This window comes from Actinomyces oricola, assembly GCF_004104015.1.
Classification (GTDB): domain Bacteria; phylum Actinomycetota; class Actinomycetes; order Actinomycetales; family Actinomycetaceae; genus Actinomyces; species Actinomyces oricola.
This window is the reverse complement of record NZ_RYFV01000001.1, coordinates 266382-284715: the sequence shown is the minus strand read 5'-3', so window position 1 is coordinate 284715 and position 18334 is coordinate 266382. Positions and strand designations below refer to the sequence as shown.

Annotated in this window: 8 protein-coding genes; 7 read left to right on the top strand and 1 reads right to left on the bottom strand. The window is 72.2% G+C overall.

Annotated features, from left to right (window positions below; genetic code table 11):
* The first annotated feature begins 43 nt into the window (after positions 1–43).
* The 6 genes from fmt to EUC46_RS01175 all read left to right on the top strand — a co-directional run bounded on the left by fmt (position 44) and on the right by EUC46_RS01175 (position 16758).
* Positions 44–1006: a methionyl-tRNA formyltransferase gene (gene fmt, locus EUC46_RS01200; RefSeq protein ID WP_128772348.1), complete on the top strand. Its 963-nt coding sequence runs from the start codon at positions 44–46 to the stop codon at positions 1004–1006.
* Positions 1003–2520 carry an RsmB/NOP family class I SAM-dependent RNA methyltransferase gene (locus EUC46_RS01195; protein WP_128772347.1) on the top strand — a complete coding sequence of 506 codons (1518 nt, stop codon included), beginning with the start codon at positions 1003–1005 and terminating at the stop codon, positions 2518–2520. The genes fmt and EUC46_RS01195 overlap by 4 nt, the downstream gene beginning before the upstream one ends.
* Positions 2521–2582: 62 nt before the next feature.
* The gene (gene rpe / locus EUC46_RS01190; RefSeq protein ID WP_128772346.1) at positions 2583–3248 is read left to right on the top strand and encodes a ribulose-phosphate 3-epimerase; all 666 of its coding nucleotides are present in this window, start codon (positions 2583–2585) and stop codon (positions 3246–3248) included.
* A 459-nt stretch (positions 3249–3707) separates the two neighbouring features.
* Positions 3708–5534 carry an acetyl/propionyl/methylcrotonyl-CoA carboxylase subunit alpha gene (locus EUC46_RS01185; RefSeq protein WP_128772345.1) on the top strand — a complete coding sequence of 609 codons (1827 nt, stop codon included), beginning with the start codon at positions 3708–3710 and terminating at the stop codon, positions 5532–5534.
* Positions 5535–5630: 96 nt separating this feature from the next.
* Positions 5631–7199 (top strand): acyl-CoA carboxylase subunit beta, encoded by a 1569-nt coding sequence (locus tag EUC46_RS01180; RefSeq protein ID WP_128772429.1) that lies wholly within the window; start codon positions 5631–5633, stop codon positions 7197–7199.
* A 100-nt stretch (positions 7200–7299) separates the two neighbouring features.
* Positions 7300–16758, top strand: coding sequence for a type I polyketide synthase (locus EUC46_RS01175; protein WP_128772428.1), 9459 nt, complete (start codon positions 7300–7302; stop codon positions 16756–16758).
* 88 nt (positions 16759–16846) lie between these two features.
* Here the strand turns inward: EUC46_RS01175 and EUC46_RS01170 are convergent, their stop codons facing one another.
* Positions 16847–17509, bottom strand: a complete 663-nt coding sequence (locus EUC46_RS01170) for a DUF6891 domain-containing protein (protein ID WP_128772344.1) — start codon at positions 17507–17509, stop codon at positions 16847–16849.
* Between the two features lie 159 nt (positions 17510–17668).
* Here EUC46_RS01170 and acpS point away from each other — a divergent pair, with 159 nt between their 5' ends.
* Positions 17669–18271 (top strand): holo-ACP synthase AcpS, encoded by a 603-nt coding sequence (acpS, locus tag EUC46_RS01165; protein WP_241655316.1) that lies wholly within the window; start codon positions 17669–17671, stop codon positions 18269–18271.
* The last annotated feature ends 63 nt before the right edge of the window (positions 18272–18334 follow it).

Genomic DNA, 18334 nt, shown 5'->3' with positions numbered 1-18334 from the left:
AGCGCACGAGGGCAGGACCCCGCCGCGCACCTACACTGAGGCCATGCGCGTGCTCTTCGCCGGAACCCCCGAGGCCGCCCTACCCGTGCTCCACGCCCTCATGGACTCCACGGAGCACGAGGTCGTCGGTGTTCTGACCCGTGCGGACGCCCGCAAGGGGCGCGGCCGCACCCTCCGCCCCTCACCGGTGGCCGCCCTGGCCCGCGGGGCCGGGCTCGAGGTGCGCACCCCCTCCACCCTGCGCGACCAGGACACCCAGGAGTGGGTGCGTTCCCTGGCCGCCGAGGTGGCCGTCGTCGTCGCCTACGGCCGCCTCGTCCCCCCAGAGCTCCTGGACGCCCCCACCCACGGCTGGCTCAACCTGCATTTCTCCCTCCTGCCCGCCTGGCGCGGTGCCGCCCCCGTCCAACGGGCCCTCATCGCCGGGGACGAGGTCACCGGCGCCACCGTCTTCCGCCTCGAGGAGGGTCTGGACACCGGCCCCGTCTACGGGCGCCTGACCGAGGCCGTGCGCCCCACAGACACCAGCGGCGACCTGCTGGGCCGGCTCGCCGACGCCGGGGCCCCTCTCATCCTGGACGTCCTGCACGCCGTAGCCGCCGGTGCCGTCATCCCCGAACCGCAGGACGATGCCGCGGCCACACTCGCCCCCATGCTCACCGCGGTCGACGGCCTGGTGACCTGGAGCGATCCAGCTCCGGCCATTGACCGGCGCGTGCGCGGCGTAACCCCCGCCCCCGGCGCCCACACCACCTACCAGGGGCTGCGCCTGCGCCTGGGGCCCGTCACCACAGCCCCGGAGGTCACCGACTTGGCGCCCGGCCAGGTGCGCGTCGGCAAGCGCGAGGTGCTGGTGGGCACCGGATCCTACGCCCTGCGCCTGGGCCGGGTCGCCCCGGCGGGCAAGAACTGGATGGCCGCCGACGCCTGGGCCCGCGGCGCCCGGCCCGCCCCCGGCACCGTGCTCGGCGCGCCTGCCCCCACCCAGGAGGTGGCGCACCAATGACACGGGACGCACGCGGGCACGGCTACGCGCGGGGGCACGGCAAGGGCGACCGGGGCGCGGGCAGCCCCCGGCGCCCCCGACCCGCCGGGGGCGCCCCCGGCAGGTCCCGCACCCCGGACCGGGCGCGCTTGACCGCCCTGGAGGCCCTGACCAAGGTCCGCACCGATGACGCCTTCGCCAACCTGGTGCTGCCCCCCATGCTCGACGCCGCCGGGCTCGATCGCCGCGACGCCGGTTTCGCCACCGCCCTGACCTACGGCACGCTCAGGCTCCGGGGCCGCTATGACGCCATTGTCTCCCAGTGCGTGGACAGGCCCCTGGAACGAGTTGACGCCGTGGTCCTGGACGTGCTGCGCCTGGGGGCTCACCAACTGCTGGGCATGCGCGTGCCCAGCCACGCGGCCGTGTCGGCCAGCGTCGACCTGGCCGCCCATGCTGCCGGCCGCGGCGCCGCCACCTTCGTCAACGCCGTCCTGCGGCAAGTGGCGGCCAAGGACCTGGAGGAGTGGCTAGCACTCCTGCGCTTGGACGCCCCCGACGAGAGCACCGCCCTGGCCGTCACCGAGTCGCACCCACTGTGGATTGTCAAGGCCATGCGCCAGGCGCTCATAAAGAACGGCCGCGACGCCAGTGAACTCGCCGCCCTCCTGGCGGCCGACAACACCGACCCCCAAGTGGTGCTCTGCGCCCGCCCCGGCCTCATCACCCCGGCCCAACTTGCCAAGGAGGCCACCGCGGCCTGCCGTCAGAGCCCGCGCCCCGGCGATGTCAGCCCCTACGCCCTGATTCTGCCCGGGGGCGACCCGGGCCGTATCCGCTCAGTGCGCGATTCGCGCGCCGGCGTCGAGGACGAGGGCAGCCAACTTGTGGCCCTCATGCTCTCGGAGGCGCCCGTGCCGGGCCATGACGAGCGCTGGCTCGACATGTGCGCCGGCCCCGGCGGGAAGGCGGCGCTCCTGGGCGCGCGCGCCGCCCAGCGCGGAGCCCGCCTGGTGGCCAATGAGATCGCCCCGCACCGCGCTCGCCTCGTCAGCGCCTCCGTACGCGCCCTGCCCGAGGACAGCATTGAGATTCGCTGCGCTGACGGGCGCGACATCGGCGCCCTCGAGCCCGGCAACTACGACCGCGTCCTGGTGGATGCGCCCTGCACCGGGCTGGGCTCTCTACGACGCCGCCCCGAGGCCCGGTGGCGCAGGGAGCCCCGTGACGTCACCGAGCTGGCCGCCCTTCAGCGCGAGCTGCTCACCAGCGCCCTCAAGGCAGTGCGCCGTGGGGGAGTGGTCGCCTACACAACCTGTTCCCCCCATGTGCTGGAGACCAGTCTGGTGGTGCGCGACGTCGTCGGGCGCCTGAACCGCCAGGGTCAGAGAACCGAGGTGCTCCACGCCGGGCAGGCCGCGACCCGCATTGCGCCCCTGCCCCCGGTGGGGGCGGACCAGGAGATGCTCCAGCTCTGGCCGCACCTGGACGGCACCGACGCCATGTTCTGCGCCCTGCTGCGGCGCACATCCTGAACTCACCGCACCCCAACCGCCGACCTTCCCACTGCACGGCAAGGACAACCCAAGGACAACCGATGACCTCCCCCGCCATCCACCCCTCGATCCTCAATGCGGACCAGGCCCATTTAGCTGATGAACTCAAGCGCGTCGCCTCCGCCGACGGCCTGCACGTGGACATTATGGACAACCATTTCGTGCCCAACCTCTTCGGGGGCCCGTCTCTCGTCGAGGCGGTTCTGGCCAACACTTCCCTGGCCGTGGATGCCCACCTCATGATCGATAACGCTGACCGCTGGGCGCCGGTCTACGCCGAGGCCGGGTGCGCCATTGTCACCCCCCACCTGGAGGCGAGCACCGCCCCCATCCGACTGGCCCGTGAGCTGCGGCGCCTGGGCGCCGGGGTGGGGATGGCGCTGCGCCCGGCCACTCCCCTGGAGGCCGTCGAGCACGTCCTGGGCGAACTGGACCTCCTCCTCCTCATGACGGTCGAACCCGGCTTCGGGGGGCAGCCCTTTATTGAGGCCATGCTGTCCAAGATTGAGCGGGCCCGGGCCATGGTGGGCGCCCGGGGCCTGGAGTTGCGCATCCAGGTCGATGGCGGGGTCACCACCCGGACCATTGAACGCGCCGCCGAGGCCGGGGCGGACGTGTTCGTTGCCGGATCCGCGGTCTACCGGGCCGACGACGCGGCGGCCTCCCTGAGCCGACTGCGCGCCCTGGCCGCGGCCCACAGCCACTGACGGGCCCGCGGCCGCCCCAGTGGCGGCCGCGGCAAAAGGCGCGGAGAAAGAGGACAAAGAGGACGAGGCCGCCCGCGGTGCGGCGGGGCAGCACTCCGGCAGTTTCACAACACAGGTGTATTTGGTGGGTGTCACGAAACGCGGCACCGTGTGCAATGCGTCTCCTTAATGGGGCGGTACCGCTGGATTCGCGTTCGAGCATCCCGCATTTTCAATGCGATCTCGTAGAGTTATGAGGAATCCACAATATGCTGTGGTGAACCGGGCACCGTAGCGTGGTCATTGGCTGGTTCGGCCCACGCCTCCTTGTAGAGAAGGGCGGAGCCCGTCCGCTGGGAGTTCCGGCTGCCAGCACCGGCAAGTCCTTCGCACAAGAGGGGCGGCGCAGCGCACTGAGGTGGAGGAAACCACGGAGCGCGATGCGGTCCCTCGATCCGACACACCGGCAAGGAGCCATTGGTGACCCTCAACCGCATCCTCATCGCCAATCGCGGTGAGATCGCGCTGCGTGTCCTGCGCACCGTCCGAGACCTCGGCGCGACCTCGATCCTGCCGTACACCCCCGAGGACCTCATGAGCCCGGCCGCCGAGCTCGCTGACGAGGCCCACGCCCTCCCAGAGGGCTCGGGTTACACCGACGCCGAGGCCATCTTGGACTTGGCCCGCTCCACCAGCGCCGACGCCATCCACCCCGGCTACGGCTTCCTCGCCGAGAATGCCGACTTCGCCCGAGCGGTCATTGAAGCCGGCATGACCTGGATCGGCCCTTCGCCGCAGGCCATGGACGCCTTGGGGGACAAGATGAGCGCGCGGGCCACCGCCGAGCGCGCCGGTGTCGCCCCGGTCCCGGGCGTCACCGATCCAGTCACCGACGTCCAGACTGTTATCGACTTCGCGGCCCGCTACGGCTATCCCGTAGCCCTCAAGCGCACCGACGGGGGAGGCGGCCGCGGCATCACTGTTGTGGGCTGCCAGGAGGAGGCGCGCACCACCCCCGCCTTCGATTCCGCCACGGCAGGCGGCGGCACCCTCATCCTGGAGAGGTTCATTACCGCGGCTCGCCACGTCGAGACCCAGTGCGCCCGCGACCGCCACGGCGCCTTCGCTGTGATCTCCACCCGCGACTGCACCCTCCAGCGCCGCAACCAGAAGCTCCTGGAGGAGGCCCCCGCCCCGTTCCTGCCCCAGGGCATTGACGAGCAGCTCGTGGAGTCCTCTCGCCGCCTGCTGGAGGCCGTCGACTACGTCGGGGTGGCTACCTGCGAGTTCCTGCTCACCCCCGCCGGCGACCTGTGGTTCCTCGAGGTCAACCCCCGCCTGCAGGTCGAGCATTGCGTCAGCGAGGAAGTCACCGGCACCGACCTGGTCCAAATCCAGCTGCGCATTGCTGAGGGCGGGCACCTCGGCCACGTCCCCGCCCCCCGCGGGCACAGTCTGGAACTGCGCATTACCTGCGAGGACCCCGCCCGCCGCCTGTCCCCCTCCACCGGCGCCATCACCCGCCTGCGCTGGCCCTCCGGCCCCGGTATCCGCATGGAGTCAGGGGTGGTTGAAGGAGACGTCGTCACCCCCATGTTCGACCCCATGCTCGCCAAGATCGTCGTCACCGGCGACTCGCGCCAGCAGGCCATTGCCAGGGCACGGCGCGCCTTGAGCGAAACCATTGTCGAGGGCGTCACCGTGTGCACCGCCCTGCACGAGCACGTCCTGGGCCGCCCCGAGTTCACCGGCCCCACCCGGGACGGGCAGCTGGGCGTGACCACTCGGTGGCTCGAGGACCGCGTCCTGCCCGAGTTGACCGATTCGGCGGCCTGCGCGGCGGCCCCGGGCGCCCAGGCCGTCGAGGAGGTCAGCCTGCGCACCCGCTCCACCTACATCATTGAAGTCAACGGCCGACGCCTGCAACTGACCCTGCCCGACGGCATTCTGGGCGGGCGGGGACCGCGCGTGACCCCCTCAAGGCACGTGCGGCGCATGCAGCCCCTGCGCGGGCGGGCCGCCGCCCGGCCCGGGGGCCGCAGCGGCGCCGCCGAGGCGGCCCCCGGGGAGAACGGCGCCATCGCCGCCCCCATGCAGGCCATTGTCACCCGCATCTGCGTGGAGAAGGGCCAGCGCGTGGGCGAGGGCGACCTCCTCATCGTCCTGGAATCCATGAAGATGGAGAACTACGTTCACGCCCCTTATGACGGCACCGTGGCGGACATCCCCGTCGTGGCCGGACGCACCGTCTCCGCTGGAGAGGTCCTGGTCCGCATGGCCGACGACACTCACACCCAGGAGGCCTGAGCCGTGACCACCCACGCCACCCCCGAGAACACCGCGCCGGAGGCCGGCGGCGCCGGCACTGCCAGCACTGCCGGCACTGCCAACACTGCCGGCACGATGGCGGACTCGACCGCAACCACTGCCTTCCGTGAGCGCATCGCCCGCGTCGACGCCGAGGCCGAGGCCCGGGCCGCCCAGCGCCAGCACCCCAAGGGCAAGGCCACCGCCCGCGAGCGCATCGACTCCCTGCTCGACGACGGCACCTTCCTGGAGATCGGCCGTTACACCGGGTCCGGGGCCGGGGACAAGGCCCGCCCCTCGGGCGTGGTGACCGGTTTCGGCCAGATTGACGGCCGCCAGGTGGCCGTCTACTCCCAGGATTTCTCTGTTTCCGGCGGCGCCCTGGGCTCGGTGGAGGGGGACAAGATCGTCCGTCTTCTCGATGACGCCCTGCGCCTGCGGATCCCGGTGGTCGGCCTCATTGACTCCGGCGGCGCCAAGATCCAGGAGGGCGTGGGGGCGCTGCGCCAGTACGGGCGCATCTTCAACCGCACCTGCGCCGCCTCGGGCCTGGTCCCGCAGATCAGCGTCATCCTGGGCCCCTGCGCGGGGGGAGCCGTCTACTCCCCGGCCCTGACTGACTTCGTCATCGCCACCCGCGAGGCCTCCCACATGTTCGTCACCGGCCCCGACGTGGTGCGCGCCGTCACCGGCGAGCAGATCAGCGCTGAGGACCTGGGCGGGGCCCGGATCCACGGCTCGGTCTCCGGGGTGGTGCACTATGTGGCTGAGGACGAGGACGACGCCCTGGGGCAGGTGCGCACCCTGCTCGCCTACCTGCCCTCCTCCGCCGAACTCGACGCCCCCTGCTACGACTACGACGAGAGCGACCGTGCTGACGATGAGGCGACGGCCGCCTCGGTGGGCGCGTTGGTGCCGGCCTCTACCCGTCAGGCCTACGACGTCGTCGAGGTCGTCTCATCCTTGGTCGACCACGGTGAGCTCGTCCAGGTCCAGGAAGAGTTCGCCACCAACGTGGTGGTGGGTTTCGCCTGCTTCGAGGGCCGCCCGGTGGGCGTGGTCGCCAACCAGCCCCTGGTGGATGCCGGCACTCTGGACGTGGACGCCTCGGAGAAGCTGGCCCGCTTCGTGCGCTTCTGCGACGCCTTCGGCCTGCCGGTGGTCACCTTCGTGGACGTGCCCGGCTACCGTCCCGGCGCCGAGCAGGAGCACGCCGGCATCATTCGCCGCGGCGCGAAGGTCATTAACGCCTACGCCACCGCCACCGTGCCGTTGGTGACTGTCATCCTGCGCAAGGCCTACGGGGGCGCCTACATTGTCATGGGCTCCAAGGCCATTGGCGCCGACCTCAACTTCTGCTGGCCCGGCGCCGAGATCGCGGTCCTGGGGGCTGCCGGGGCCGTGGGCATCATCCACCGCCGCGACCTGAAGAGGGTCCGCGACGAGCAGGGCGACCAGGCCGCCGCAGCCGAGCAGGAGCGCCTTGTGGCGCAATACACCGACGCGGTCATTAACCCCGACAAGGCCGTGGCCATTGGTGAGATTGACGCCGTCATCGCCCCTGAGGACACGCGCGCCGTCATTGTCGACTCCCTGGCCGCCCTAAGAGCCAAGAACGACGCCCGACCCACCTCGCCCAAAAAGCACGACAACGTGCCCCTGTGAGGAGACCTCCACCGACATGACCCACGTTCTCCCGCCCACTACCTCAACCGCCGCCCCCAAGGGCGCTACGACCCAGTCAATCACCACCGGAAGCAGCACGATGACATCCAGCTCCCCATCCGCCGCCCGCACCAGTGCCGACCGCCTGGCCAGTGGCGAGCCCTACGTTCTAGCTTTCGGGGGCCAGGCCACCCCGTGGCGCTCCACGCTCGAGGAGCTTGTGGGCCTGGACCGTGACTTGGCCTCCCAACTCGCGGCCATTGACGCTGCGGTCGCCGATCGCCTGGCGCCCGTGGCCACCGAACTGCTGACCATCACCCCCCGCGGCCCGCGCCTCCTGGACGACGAGGCCGCCCCGGTGGCCCCCGCCCCCAAGGCCCTGGCCGACACCGCCGACATCTCCGTGCCCGGCATCCTCCTGGCCCAGCACGCCGCCCTAGCCAGCCTTCCGGCCGCCGGCGTGGATGTGCTGACCAACCGCCCGGCCGGCGTCATCGGCCATTCCCAAGGAGTGCTGGGCGTGGCCCTCCTCGACGCGCTGAGCGCGGCCGGCGGCCGGCCCACCGACGAGGCCGTCATCCAGATCCACGCCCTGGCCCGCCTCATGGGCGCCGCCGCCGCCCGCGCCACCCGCCGGCTCGACTTGGGCACAGTGGGGGAGGCCACCCCCATGCTTTCGGTGCGCGGCGTGACCCGCCCCGTGCTCGACGCCGTCCTGGCCCGTGTGCCCGCCGCCGAGCGCATTAACATCGGTGTCACCAACGGCCGCCAGTCCCACACCCTTTCCGGTCGCCCCGCCGACCTGGAGACCGTGGTCACCGCCCTGGAGGCGGCCGCCGCCCGCAGCGCCAAGGACCGCAAGGAGCGCCGCCGCGGTGGCGCCGTCCTGGCCCCAGTCACCGAGTTCATTGCCACCTCCGTGCCCTTCCACACCCCGCTGCTGGCCAGCGCCGTCACCGACGTGGTGTCCTGGGCCGCCGCCTGCGGCCTGGATGAGGCCCTGGCCCGCGACCTGGCCGTCTCGGTCCTCATTGATCCCGTCGACTGGCCGGGCATTGTCCACACCGCGCTCTACCACGACTCCACCCCGGTGCGCACCGTCCTGGACCTGGGCCCCGGCACCGTGCTGACCCGCCTGACCGAGGCGGTCCTGGCCGGCACCGGCGCCACCGTCATCCCCGCCGGCACCGCCGCCACCATTGACGCCCTGGATCGTGAGGGCGCCGCCCCGACCCCCACCGTGGACCGCTCCCGCTTCGCCCCGCGCCTGACCCGTCTGCCCGACGGGCGCCTGACGGTTGAGACCGCTTTTACCCGCCTGACTGGCCGCTCCGCCGTCCTCCTGGCCGGCATGACCCCCACCACCGTGGACCCGGGCATTGTGGCGGCCGCCGCCAATGCCGGCTATTGGGCGGAGCTCGCCGGGGGCGGCCAGGTCACCGCCGGGGTGCTCGCCGACAACCTCGACGGGCTGTCCCAGGCCCTGGAGCCGGGCCGCACCGCCGCCTTCAACGCCATGTTCATGGACCGCTACCTGTGGAATCTCCACCTGGGCACCCAGCGCCTGCTGTCCAAGGCCCGTGGCGGGGGCGCCCCCATTGACGGCATCACCATCTCGGCCGGCATCCCCGAACTGGATGAGGCCAAGGCCCTCATTACCCGCTTCAACGCCGAGGGCTTCCCCTACATCGCCCTCAAGCCCGGCACCGTCGACCAGATTCGCCAGGTGCTGGCCATCGCCAGGTCCGTACCCGCCACCCCGATCATTATGCAGATCGAGGACGGTCACGCCGGGGGCCACCACTCGTGGGAGGACCTGGACACCATGCTCCTGGCCACCTACGACTCCATTCGTACCCACGACAACGTCATTGTCTGCGTCGGCGGCGGCATTGGCACCCCCGAGCGGGCCGCCGACTACCTGACCGGCCGTTGGGCCCTGGCCTACGGCACCGCCGCCGCCCCGGTGGACGGCGTCATGGTCGGCACCGCCGCCATGACCTGCCGGGAGGCCCTGACGAACGACGATGTCAAGCAGCTGCTGGTCGATACCCCCGGGGTCGACCCCACCGACCGGGGAGGCTGGGTCGCCTCGGGCGCCTCCGCGGGCGGCATGACCTCCGGGCTGTCCCATCTGCGCGCCGACCTGTACGAGATCGACAACTCCTCGGCCAAGGCCTCGCGCCTCATTCAGGAGCTCGCCGGTGACGAGGCCGCCATGGCCGCGCGCCGCGAGGAGATGATTGAGGCCCTGGCCAAGACCGCCAAGCCCTACTTCGGCGATGTCGAGTCCATGACCTACCTGCAGTGGGCCGCCCGCTACGCCGAACTGTGCGTGGCCCCGCACGAGGGGCGCGCCGCCACCGTCGAGGACTGGGCGGATGAGGGCTGGTACGACCGCTTCCTCGACCTGCTGCACCGCACTGAGGCCCGCCTGTCCAGCGCCGACCGCGGCGAAGTCGAGACTCTTTTCGCCGACGAGAGCGCCGTGGTGGACTCCGACGCCGCCTTGGCCGCTCTGGCCGGGCGCTACCCCGCGGCCGCCACCACCCTGGTGGAGCCGGCGGACGCCGCCTGGTTCGTGGACCTGTGCTCCAAGCACCCCAAGCCGGTCCCCTTCGTCCCGGTGGTCGACGCCGACATCCTGCGCTGGTGGGGCACCGACTCCCTGTGGCAGTCCCAGGACCCGCGCTACACTGCCGACCAGGTCCGCATTATCCCCGGACCGGTGGCCGTGGCCGGTATTACCACCATTAACGAGCCCATTGGCGAGCTGTTGGGGCGCTTCGAGACCGCCGCCGTTGAGGCCCTGCAGGCCGCCGAGGCCCCTGAGCGGGCTGCCGCCGGCCGCCTGGGCACCTCGTGGGGCGCCGGCAGCGCCCCGGTGGCCGACGCCACCGAACTGGTGCGCACCGCCCCCCACGTGCTGTGGAACGGCCACCTGAGCATTAACCCCGCCACCGTCCTGGACGAGGGCGCCTACACGGTCAAGGCCCGCCCCGACATCGCCGAGGACGCCTACGACCTGGACATTCACCTCGACACCCACTGGGACGCCACCCCCGGCGGTGAGGCCATCCACGCGGTGCGCCGCCTGGTGGTGCCGTTGCGCCTGGCCCGCGCCTGGGATGGCGCCGCCCCGCTGGTGGACCCCGAGCGCATTAGCGAGACCATGAACGACCTGCTGCGCACCACGGCCGGCGTGGGGGCCGTGAGCATTGTCGGCGACCTGGTCGAGCAGCTGCCGCAGGTGCGCCCGGCCGCCGAGGGCGCCACCGACGCCCTGGGCCGCCCGGCCACCCAGCCCTTCGGCACCGTCCACGCCCAGTTCACTTTGGCCGACACCCTGGGCCACGACCACGGCTCGGTGACCGCCAACGCCCTGCCCACCAGCCTGTCCGCCGCCCCACTGGTGCCCGACGCCCTACTGGGCCCGTGCTGGCCGGTGGTCTATGCGGCCCTGGGAAGCGTCGTCGAGGAGGGCATGCCCCTGATTGAGGGCCTGCTCGGAGCCGTCCACCTGGATCACACCATTGACCTGCACCGCTCTTTGGCGGAGCTGGAGGCCTGGGCCCGCCGGGGCGCCACTGCCGGGGCCGCCCCGCGCATCCAGGTCGATGGCTGGGTCGCCGCCCTGGAGGAGTCCAGTGCCGGTCGCGTCGTGGACGTGCGCCTGGAGTTGACCGACGCGGCCGACGGCGCGCTCGTGGCCCTCATGCGCGAGCGCTTCGCCATCCGCGGCCGCGCCGCGGGCACCGCCGTCCCCTCCGCGCCCGAACTGGCCGGGGGCACCGGCCGCCGCACCGCCCCGGCCGCCCGCCGCCTGCTGCGCCGAGTGACCGTGACCGCCCCGACGGACATGACCGCTTTCGCCCGCGTCACCGGCGACTTCAACCCCATCCACACCAGCTACCACGCCGCGAAGGTCGCCGGCATGGAGGCTCCACTGGTGCACGGCATGTGGCTGTCGGCCACCGCCCAGCAGGTTGCCGCCTCCACCGCGGCCGACGGCTCCCACCACGTGCTGGCCGGCTGGACCTACGTCATGACCGGCCCGGTGGAGTTGGGCGACGACGTCGAGGTCTCCGTGGAGCGCACTGGCCTGGTGCGCGGCGGCGGCTACGTCTTGGAGGTCGTCTGCCGTATTGACGGGGAGGTGGTCTCCCGGGGCACCGCCGTCACCGTGCCTCAACCCACCGCCTACGTCTACCCCGGGCAGGGCATCCAGTCCCCGGGCATGGGCCTGGACGAGATGCGCTCATCCAGGGCCGCCCGCGAGGTGTGGGAGCGCGCTGACGCCCACACCCGCGCCGAGCTCGGCTTCTCCGTCATCGCCCTGGTGCGTGACAACCCCACGGAGATGACGGCGCGCGGCGTGACCTACCGCCACCCCGAGGGCCTGCTCAACCTCACCCAGTTCACCCAGGTGGCCCTGGCCACTGTCGCCATGGCCACCACCGCCCGCCTGGCCGAGGCCGGGGCCCTGGTGGAGGACGCGGCCTTCGCCGGCCACTCCCTGGGGGAGTACACGGCTCTGAGCGCTTACGGGCGGGTCATGCCGGTGGAGACGACAATCTCCATCGTCTTCCAGCGCGGCTCGACCATGCACTCCCTGGTGCCGCGCGACCACTCCGGTGCCTCCAACTACCGCATGGGCGCCCTGCGTCCCAACCAGTGCGGCATTAGCGCCGAACAGGTGGAGGCCTATGTCGCCTCCATTAGCGAGAGCACCGGCGAGTTCCTCCAGATCGTCAACCACAACCTGGCCGGCGTGCAGTACGCCGTGGCCGGGACCGTGGCCGGCCTGGACGCCCTGGCCGCGGACAGCCGGGCCAAGGCCAAGGCCCGCGGCGGCAAAAACCCCTTCATGTTCGTGCCCGGCATTGACGTGCCCTTCCACTCCGAGGTTCTGCGCCCCGGCGTGCCCGAGTTCCGCGAGCGCCTCCTGGCCCTGGTCCCCACCGATCTGGACTACGGCCGCCTGGTCGACCGCTACGTGCCCAACCTCGTGGCGCGGCCCTTCGAGCTCACCCCCGAGTTCGCCCGCTCCATCCTCCAGGTGGTCCCCTCCGAACCGGTCAAGACCATCCTGGCCGACTGGGAGGAGTGGGCCGCCAAGCCCACCGAGCTGGCTCGCCAGCTCCTGGTTGAGCTCCTGGCCTGGCAGTTCGCCTCCCCGGTGCGCTGGATCGAGACCCAGGACGTGTTCCTGCTCTCCGGGGCCCAGGGCGGGCTGGGTATTGAGCACATTGTCGAGGTGGGCCTGGCGGCCGCCCCGACACTGGCCAACCTCGCCTCCAAGACGCTGCTGCTGCCGCGCCACGCCGGACGCCACGTCACCGTCCACAACGCCCGCCGCGACGAGGCGCGCGTACTGGCCACCGACACCGACCCCGCCGTCGAGCTGGAGGAGCCCGTCGTTGAGGTCCCGGCCGCGCCCGCGCAGCCCGGCCCGGCCCCCGAGCCCTCCGCGCCGGCCCCCGAGGCCGCAGCCGCCCCGGCCCCGGCCGCGTCGGTCGCCGCCGGAGCGGTGGACGATCTGCCCTTCGGCGCCACCGACGCCCTGACTGTGCTTCTGGCGCACGCCTCGCGCATCCGTCCCGAGCAGGTGGGGGCCACCGACACCACCGAGACCCTGACCAATGGCGTCTCCTCTCGCCGCAACCAGCTCCTCATGGACCTGGGCACCGAGCTTCAGCTCGCCAGCATTGACGGCGCCGCCGACGCCGACATGACGGCCCTGGCCGCCACTGTCGCCAAGGGCGCACCGGGCTACAAGGCCTTCGGGCCGGTCCTCTCCGAGGCCGTGCGCACCGGCCTGGCCCGCATCCTGGGCCCCTCGGGCGTGCGCGCCAGCCGCATTGCCGAGCGCGTCACCGGCACCTGGGGCCTGGGCGAGGGCTGGGTCTCCCACGTCACCGCCGCCATCATGCTCGGCACCCGCGAGGGCGCCTCAATGCGCGGAGAGGATTTGGCCTCCCTGGGTTCTTCGGCGCCCTTGACCTCGGCTGCGGCCGTGGACGCCCTCATTGACGCCGCCGTGAAGGCCGTGGCCGCCGACCACGGTGTGAGCGTGGCCATGCCCAGTGCCGGTGGCGGCGTCGGGGGCGCCGTGGTGGACTCCGCCGCCCTGGACGCTCTGGCCGCCAGCGTGACCGGCCCCAATGGCGCCCTGGCCACCACCGCCCGCACCCTCCTGGACGCCCTGGGGCTCAGTGAGAGGATCACCGTGCCGGCCGACGCCGGGGACGAGGCCGCCGCTACGCGCGCCGCCATTGCGGCCCTGGATGCTGAGCTGGGCGCCGGCTGGGTCAAGAGCGTTGCCCCGGCCTTCGCCGCCGAGCGCGCCGTCCTCATCGACGACCGCTGGGCCACCGCCCGCGAGGACCTGGCCCGCCTGGGCAGCGGCCAGACTGAGCTGGACCGGGCCCGCCGCGTGCTGACGCCCGCCTCCTTCGTGGGCCTGGGCCAGGCCGTCGCCGACCATGCCGCCTGGTGGGCCCGCGCCCTGCGCGAGGGCGCCTTGGAGGACCGGGCCGAGCGGGCCGCCCTGGCCGACTCCCTGGCCGAGGCCGCCCGCCGTCAGCCGAGCCCCGGTGACGCCGCGGTGCGCTGGGCCCAGGATGTCGCGGTGGTCACCGGTGTGGCCCCCGGTTCTATCGCCGCTGCCGTGGTGGGTGAACTCCTGGCGGGGGGCGCCACCGTGGTGGCGACCAGTTCGCGCCTGACCCACGAGCGCCTGGCGTTCGCCACGGACCTGTACCGCCAGCACGCCTCGGCCGGGGCCCGCCTGTGGATGACGCCGGCGAACCTGTCCTCCTACCGGGATGTGGACGCCCTGGCCGAATGGATTGGCAGCGAGCAGGCGCTCACCGCCGGCGGCAAGACCACGGTCATTAAGGAGGCCCTGGTCCCCACCCTCCTGTTCCCCTTCGCCGCCCCGCGCGTGGTCGGCACCCTGGCCGACGCCGGCCCGGCCGCCGAGTCCCAGACCCGGCTGCTGCTGTGGAGCGTGGAGCGGTCCATTGCGGCCCTGAGCGCCATTGGCACCGACACCCATGTTGACCACCGCCTCCACGTGGTGCTTCCCGGCTCACCCAACCGCGGCACCTTCGGCGGGGACGGCGCCTACGGTGAGGTCAAGTCCGCCCTGGACGCCGTGGTCAACCGCTGGAGCTCGGAGCGCGCCTGGTCCGGTCGCGTCACCCTGGCCCACCCCCGCATCGGCTGGGTGCGCGGTACCGGCCTCATGGGCGGCAACGACCCGCTCGTGGCCGCCGTCGAGGCCGCCGGCGTGCGCACCTGGTCCACCCAGGAGATCGCCGCCGAGCTGGTGGCCCTGTGCACCCCGGAGGTCCGCGTCCAGGCTGCTGTGGCCCCCGTGGACGCCGACCTGACCGGCGGGCTGGATCAGGACATTGACCTCGTGGCCCTGCGGGAGAACGCCGCGGCCGCTGCTGCTGCTGCGGCCGCCAAGAAGGCCCCGGCCTCTGCCCCCGCTACCGTGCGGGCCCTGCCCACCCCGGTGGTTCCCACCCAGCCCACCGCCCCGCAGTGGGGCGAGGTGGACGTCGACCCGGCCGATCTGGTCGTCATTGTCTCCACCGGCGAGGTTTCCACCTGGGGTTCGGGGCGCACGCGCCGCGAGGCCGAGCTGGGCATGGGCGGCGGGGAGGACGTCGACCTGACGGCCGCCGGCGTGCTGGAGCTGGCCTGGGGCATGGGCCTGCTGACCTGGCAGGACTCTCCCAAGGCCGGCTGGTACGACGCCGAGGGCGAGCTCGTCCCCGAGGAGGATGTCTTCGAGCGCTACCGCGACGAGGTCGTGGCCCGCTGCGGCATCCGTGAATTCGTCGACGACGGCGTTATTGCCACCATCGCCGACGAGGAGGTCACCGTCTACCTCGACCATGACATCACCCTGTCCGTGGCCGACGAGGCAACCGCCCGCACCATTGAGGCCTCCGACCCCGAGCACACCCTGGTGGTCCCCGACCCCGAGACCGGCGAGTGGACGGTCACGCGCCTGTCCGGCTCCCTGGCCCGCGTGCCGCGCCGTGCCGCACTCTCGCGCACGGTGGGCGGCCAATTCCCGGTCGATTTCGATCCGGAGCGCTGGGGCATCCCCGCCGCCATGACCCAGGGCATGGACACCATTGCCTCATGGAACCTGGTCACCGCCGTGGACGCCTTCCTAGCGGCCGGCTTCACCCCCGCCGAGCTGCTGCGCGCGGTTCACCCCTCCGACGTGGCCTCCACCCAGGGCACCGGCTTCGGCGGCATGGAGTCCATGCGCAAAATGTTCGTCGGCCGCTTCTTGGGTGAGGAGCGCCCCAGCGACATCCTCCAGGAGGCCCTGCCCAACGTGGTGGCCGCCCACGTCATGCAGTCCTACATTGGCGGCTACGGCTCCATGGTCCAGCCGGTCAGCGCCTGCGCCACCGCCGCGGTCTCCATTGAGGAGGGCTGGGACAAGATCGCCCTGGGCAAGGCCGAGGTGGTGATCGCCGGCGCCATTGACGACATCTCCATTGAGTCGGTGGTGGGCTTCGGCAATATGAACGCCACCGCCGAGGCGGCCGCCATGCGCGCCAAGGGCATTTCTGAGCGGCACTTCTCGCGCGCCAACGATCGGCGCCGCGGCGGCTTCGTAGAGGCCGAAGGCGGCGGCACGGTGATTCTGGCCCGTGGTGACGTGGCCGCCCGCCTGGGTCTGCCGGTGGCCGGTGTCCTCGGCTTCGTGTCCTCCTACGCCGACGGCGCCCACACCTCCATTCCGGCCCCGGGACTGGGCGCCCTGGGGGCGGGCCGCGGCGGCAGGAACTCGCGCCTGGCGCGGGCCCTGGGGGCTTTGGGCGTGGAGGCCGACGACATTGCCGTGGTCTCCAAGCACGACACCTCCACGGGCGCCAACGATCCCAACGAATCCGAGCTCCACACCCGCCTGGCGCGGGCCCTGGGCAGGTCTGAGGGCAACCCGCTGGTGGCGGTGTCCCAGAAGACTATTACCGGCCACGCTAAGGGCGGTGCCGCAGTCTTCCAGGTGGCGGGCCTGACGGAGATCCTGGCCACCGGCGTGGCCCCGGGCAACGCCTCCCTGGATGTGGTCGACGCCCCGCTGGCCAAGGACTCCTTCTGGGTATGGCCGCGCACCCCCATCCGCCTGGCGGGTCGCGGCGGCGACTCCGGCCGCGTCCCGGGCGCCGGCCCGGTCCGCGCGGGACTGCTCACCAGCCTGGGCTTCGGGCATGTTTCCGGCCTGGTTGCGATTGTGCACCCCGGCGCTTTCGAGGCGGCGCTGCGCCGCGCTGAGGGGCAGGGGGCTGTCGACCGCTGGTTGGAGCAGGCCAATGCCCGCCTGGCCGCCGGCACCCGCCAGCGCCGCGCCGGCATGATCGGTCGCGCCCCGCTCTTCGAGCAGGTGCAGGGCCGTCGTCTGGGTGAGGCCGAGGACGGGCGCGACCCGCATGAGGTTGAGGCCGCCATGCTGCTCGACCCCCGGGCGCGTCTGGGCGCCGACGGCGTCTACCACACCGGGGAGCGGCCGGTCGAGAACTGAGGCACTCGCAGTTCACGCACGAGTCGGGGCCACCGCGCCAGCGCGGTGGCCCCGACTCGTCCACTGGCGTCCGCCGTGGGTGCGAGACTCAGATCGGGCTGTAGTACTGGCCGCCGGAGATGGAGATTCGCCGGTCGGGGTCTCCGTCCCACTCCACGCCCAAGCCGTGGCTGCGCAGGATCGGGATTATGAGCGTGCTCGTCAACTCCGCGGCCCGCTCGTCGAGGAAGGCGTCGAGCTCAGCGGAGGTCATGGCGTCGCGCTGCGCATCGGTGAGGTAGTAGGGCCTGAAGACCCCGAATCCGAGCTCGCAGGCCCCCGATTCCACGAGACGCTCAGCATCCTGCTGGTGGAAGAAGACGAAGCCCGCCCAGGAGGGGTCGCCCGCCGCAATGGCATGGACCTCATCGAGGGCGCAGTTCAGGCAGCAGCCCAGGTTCTGCCGGGCGATAATCCGTTTCGAGTTGAGCTCGCCGAAAGCCCGGTCCAGATTCGTCGTGACCTCGCCGAAGGATTCCTGCTGACGCCTCCTGGCCGCAATGAGGAACTGCGCGGCCTCACGCGCCCGCTCATAGGGCAACTCGTCCTCGGAGACGACGCCATAGACGCTGTCGGCGACCTCGTCGGGATGGCCCAGTCCCATGAGGATCGCCGACCAGGCCCGGTCGCGCACGGTCTGCTCGAGATGAGCGGGGACGGCTCCCCCCGGCAAACGCAGGCCGGCGGGTTGAGCATGAGGATCGAATGTCACACCAAGGGAGAATACAGGTTGATAACGTCGCGGGAATCCGCTTCCACTGGGCGGCGAAGGGCGCCAGGCACTGACCGGTGGGGATTGGCCCGCGGCGTGCCCGGAGGTGATGGACCATGAGCCGGACCATTATCCGGGCCATCATCTAGGGTCGCGGGCATGGACACCCCTGCCACCGAGCCCCCAGCGGCCGACGAGGAGCACCGCCGGATGGGCGCCGGGGGCCAACGCCGGGCCCCGCACCTGCCGCAGCCACCGCCAGTGCCCGGTGGCGGCCTCGCCGTGGGCATGGACCTGGTCCACGTCCCCTCCCTGGCCGAGCAGTTGAAGCAGCCCGGCACCGTCTTCACCGACCGGGCCTTCACGGCCCGGGAGCGCCGCGATGCCGCCGCCAGGGCGCAGCAGCGGGGAGCCGGCGCGCAGGGGGCGGCCGAGCATCTGGCGGCGCGGTGGGCGGCCAAGGAGGCCTTCGTCAAGGCCTGGAGCCAGGCCCTGGCCCTGCGGGCGCGGGAGTGCGGGACGCCCGCAGGGCCCGTCATCGCGCCCGAGGACCTGGACTGGCGTCAGATCGAGGTCCGCTCCGACCGCTGGGGGCGCCCCTGGCTCAGCCTCAGCGGCCGAGTGGCCGACGCCGTGACCGCCTCCCTGGGTCCGGGCAGTGCGGCCTCAGAGTGCTGGCCCGCATCCCTCACCCACGACGAGGACTGGGCGGCCGCCATCGTGCTGCTCCGCCGCCCGTCATGCGGGCATGAAACACAGTGAGCGGCCGCACGGCTACAGTGTCCCTCGAATGTCCCTGGAATGACCCTGGGATTTGGTCCTTAT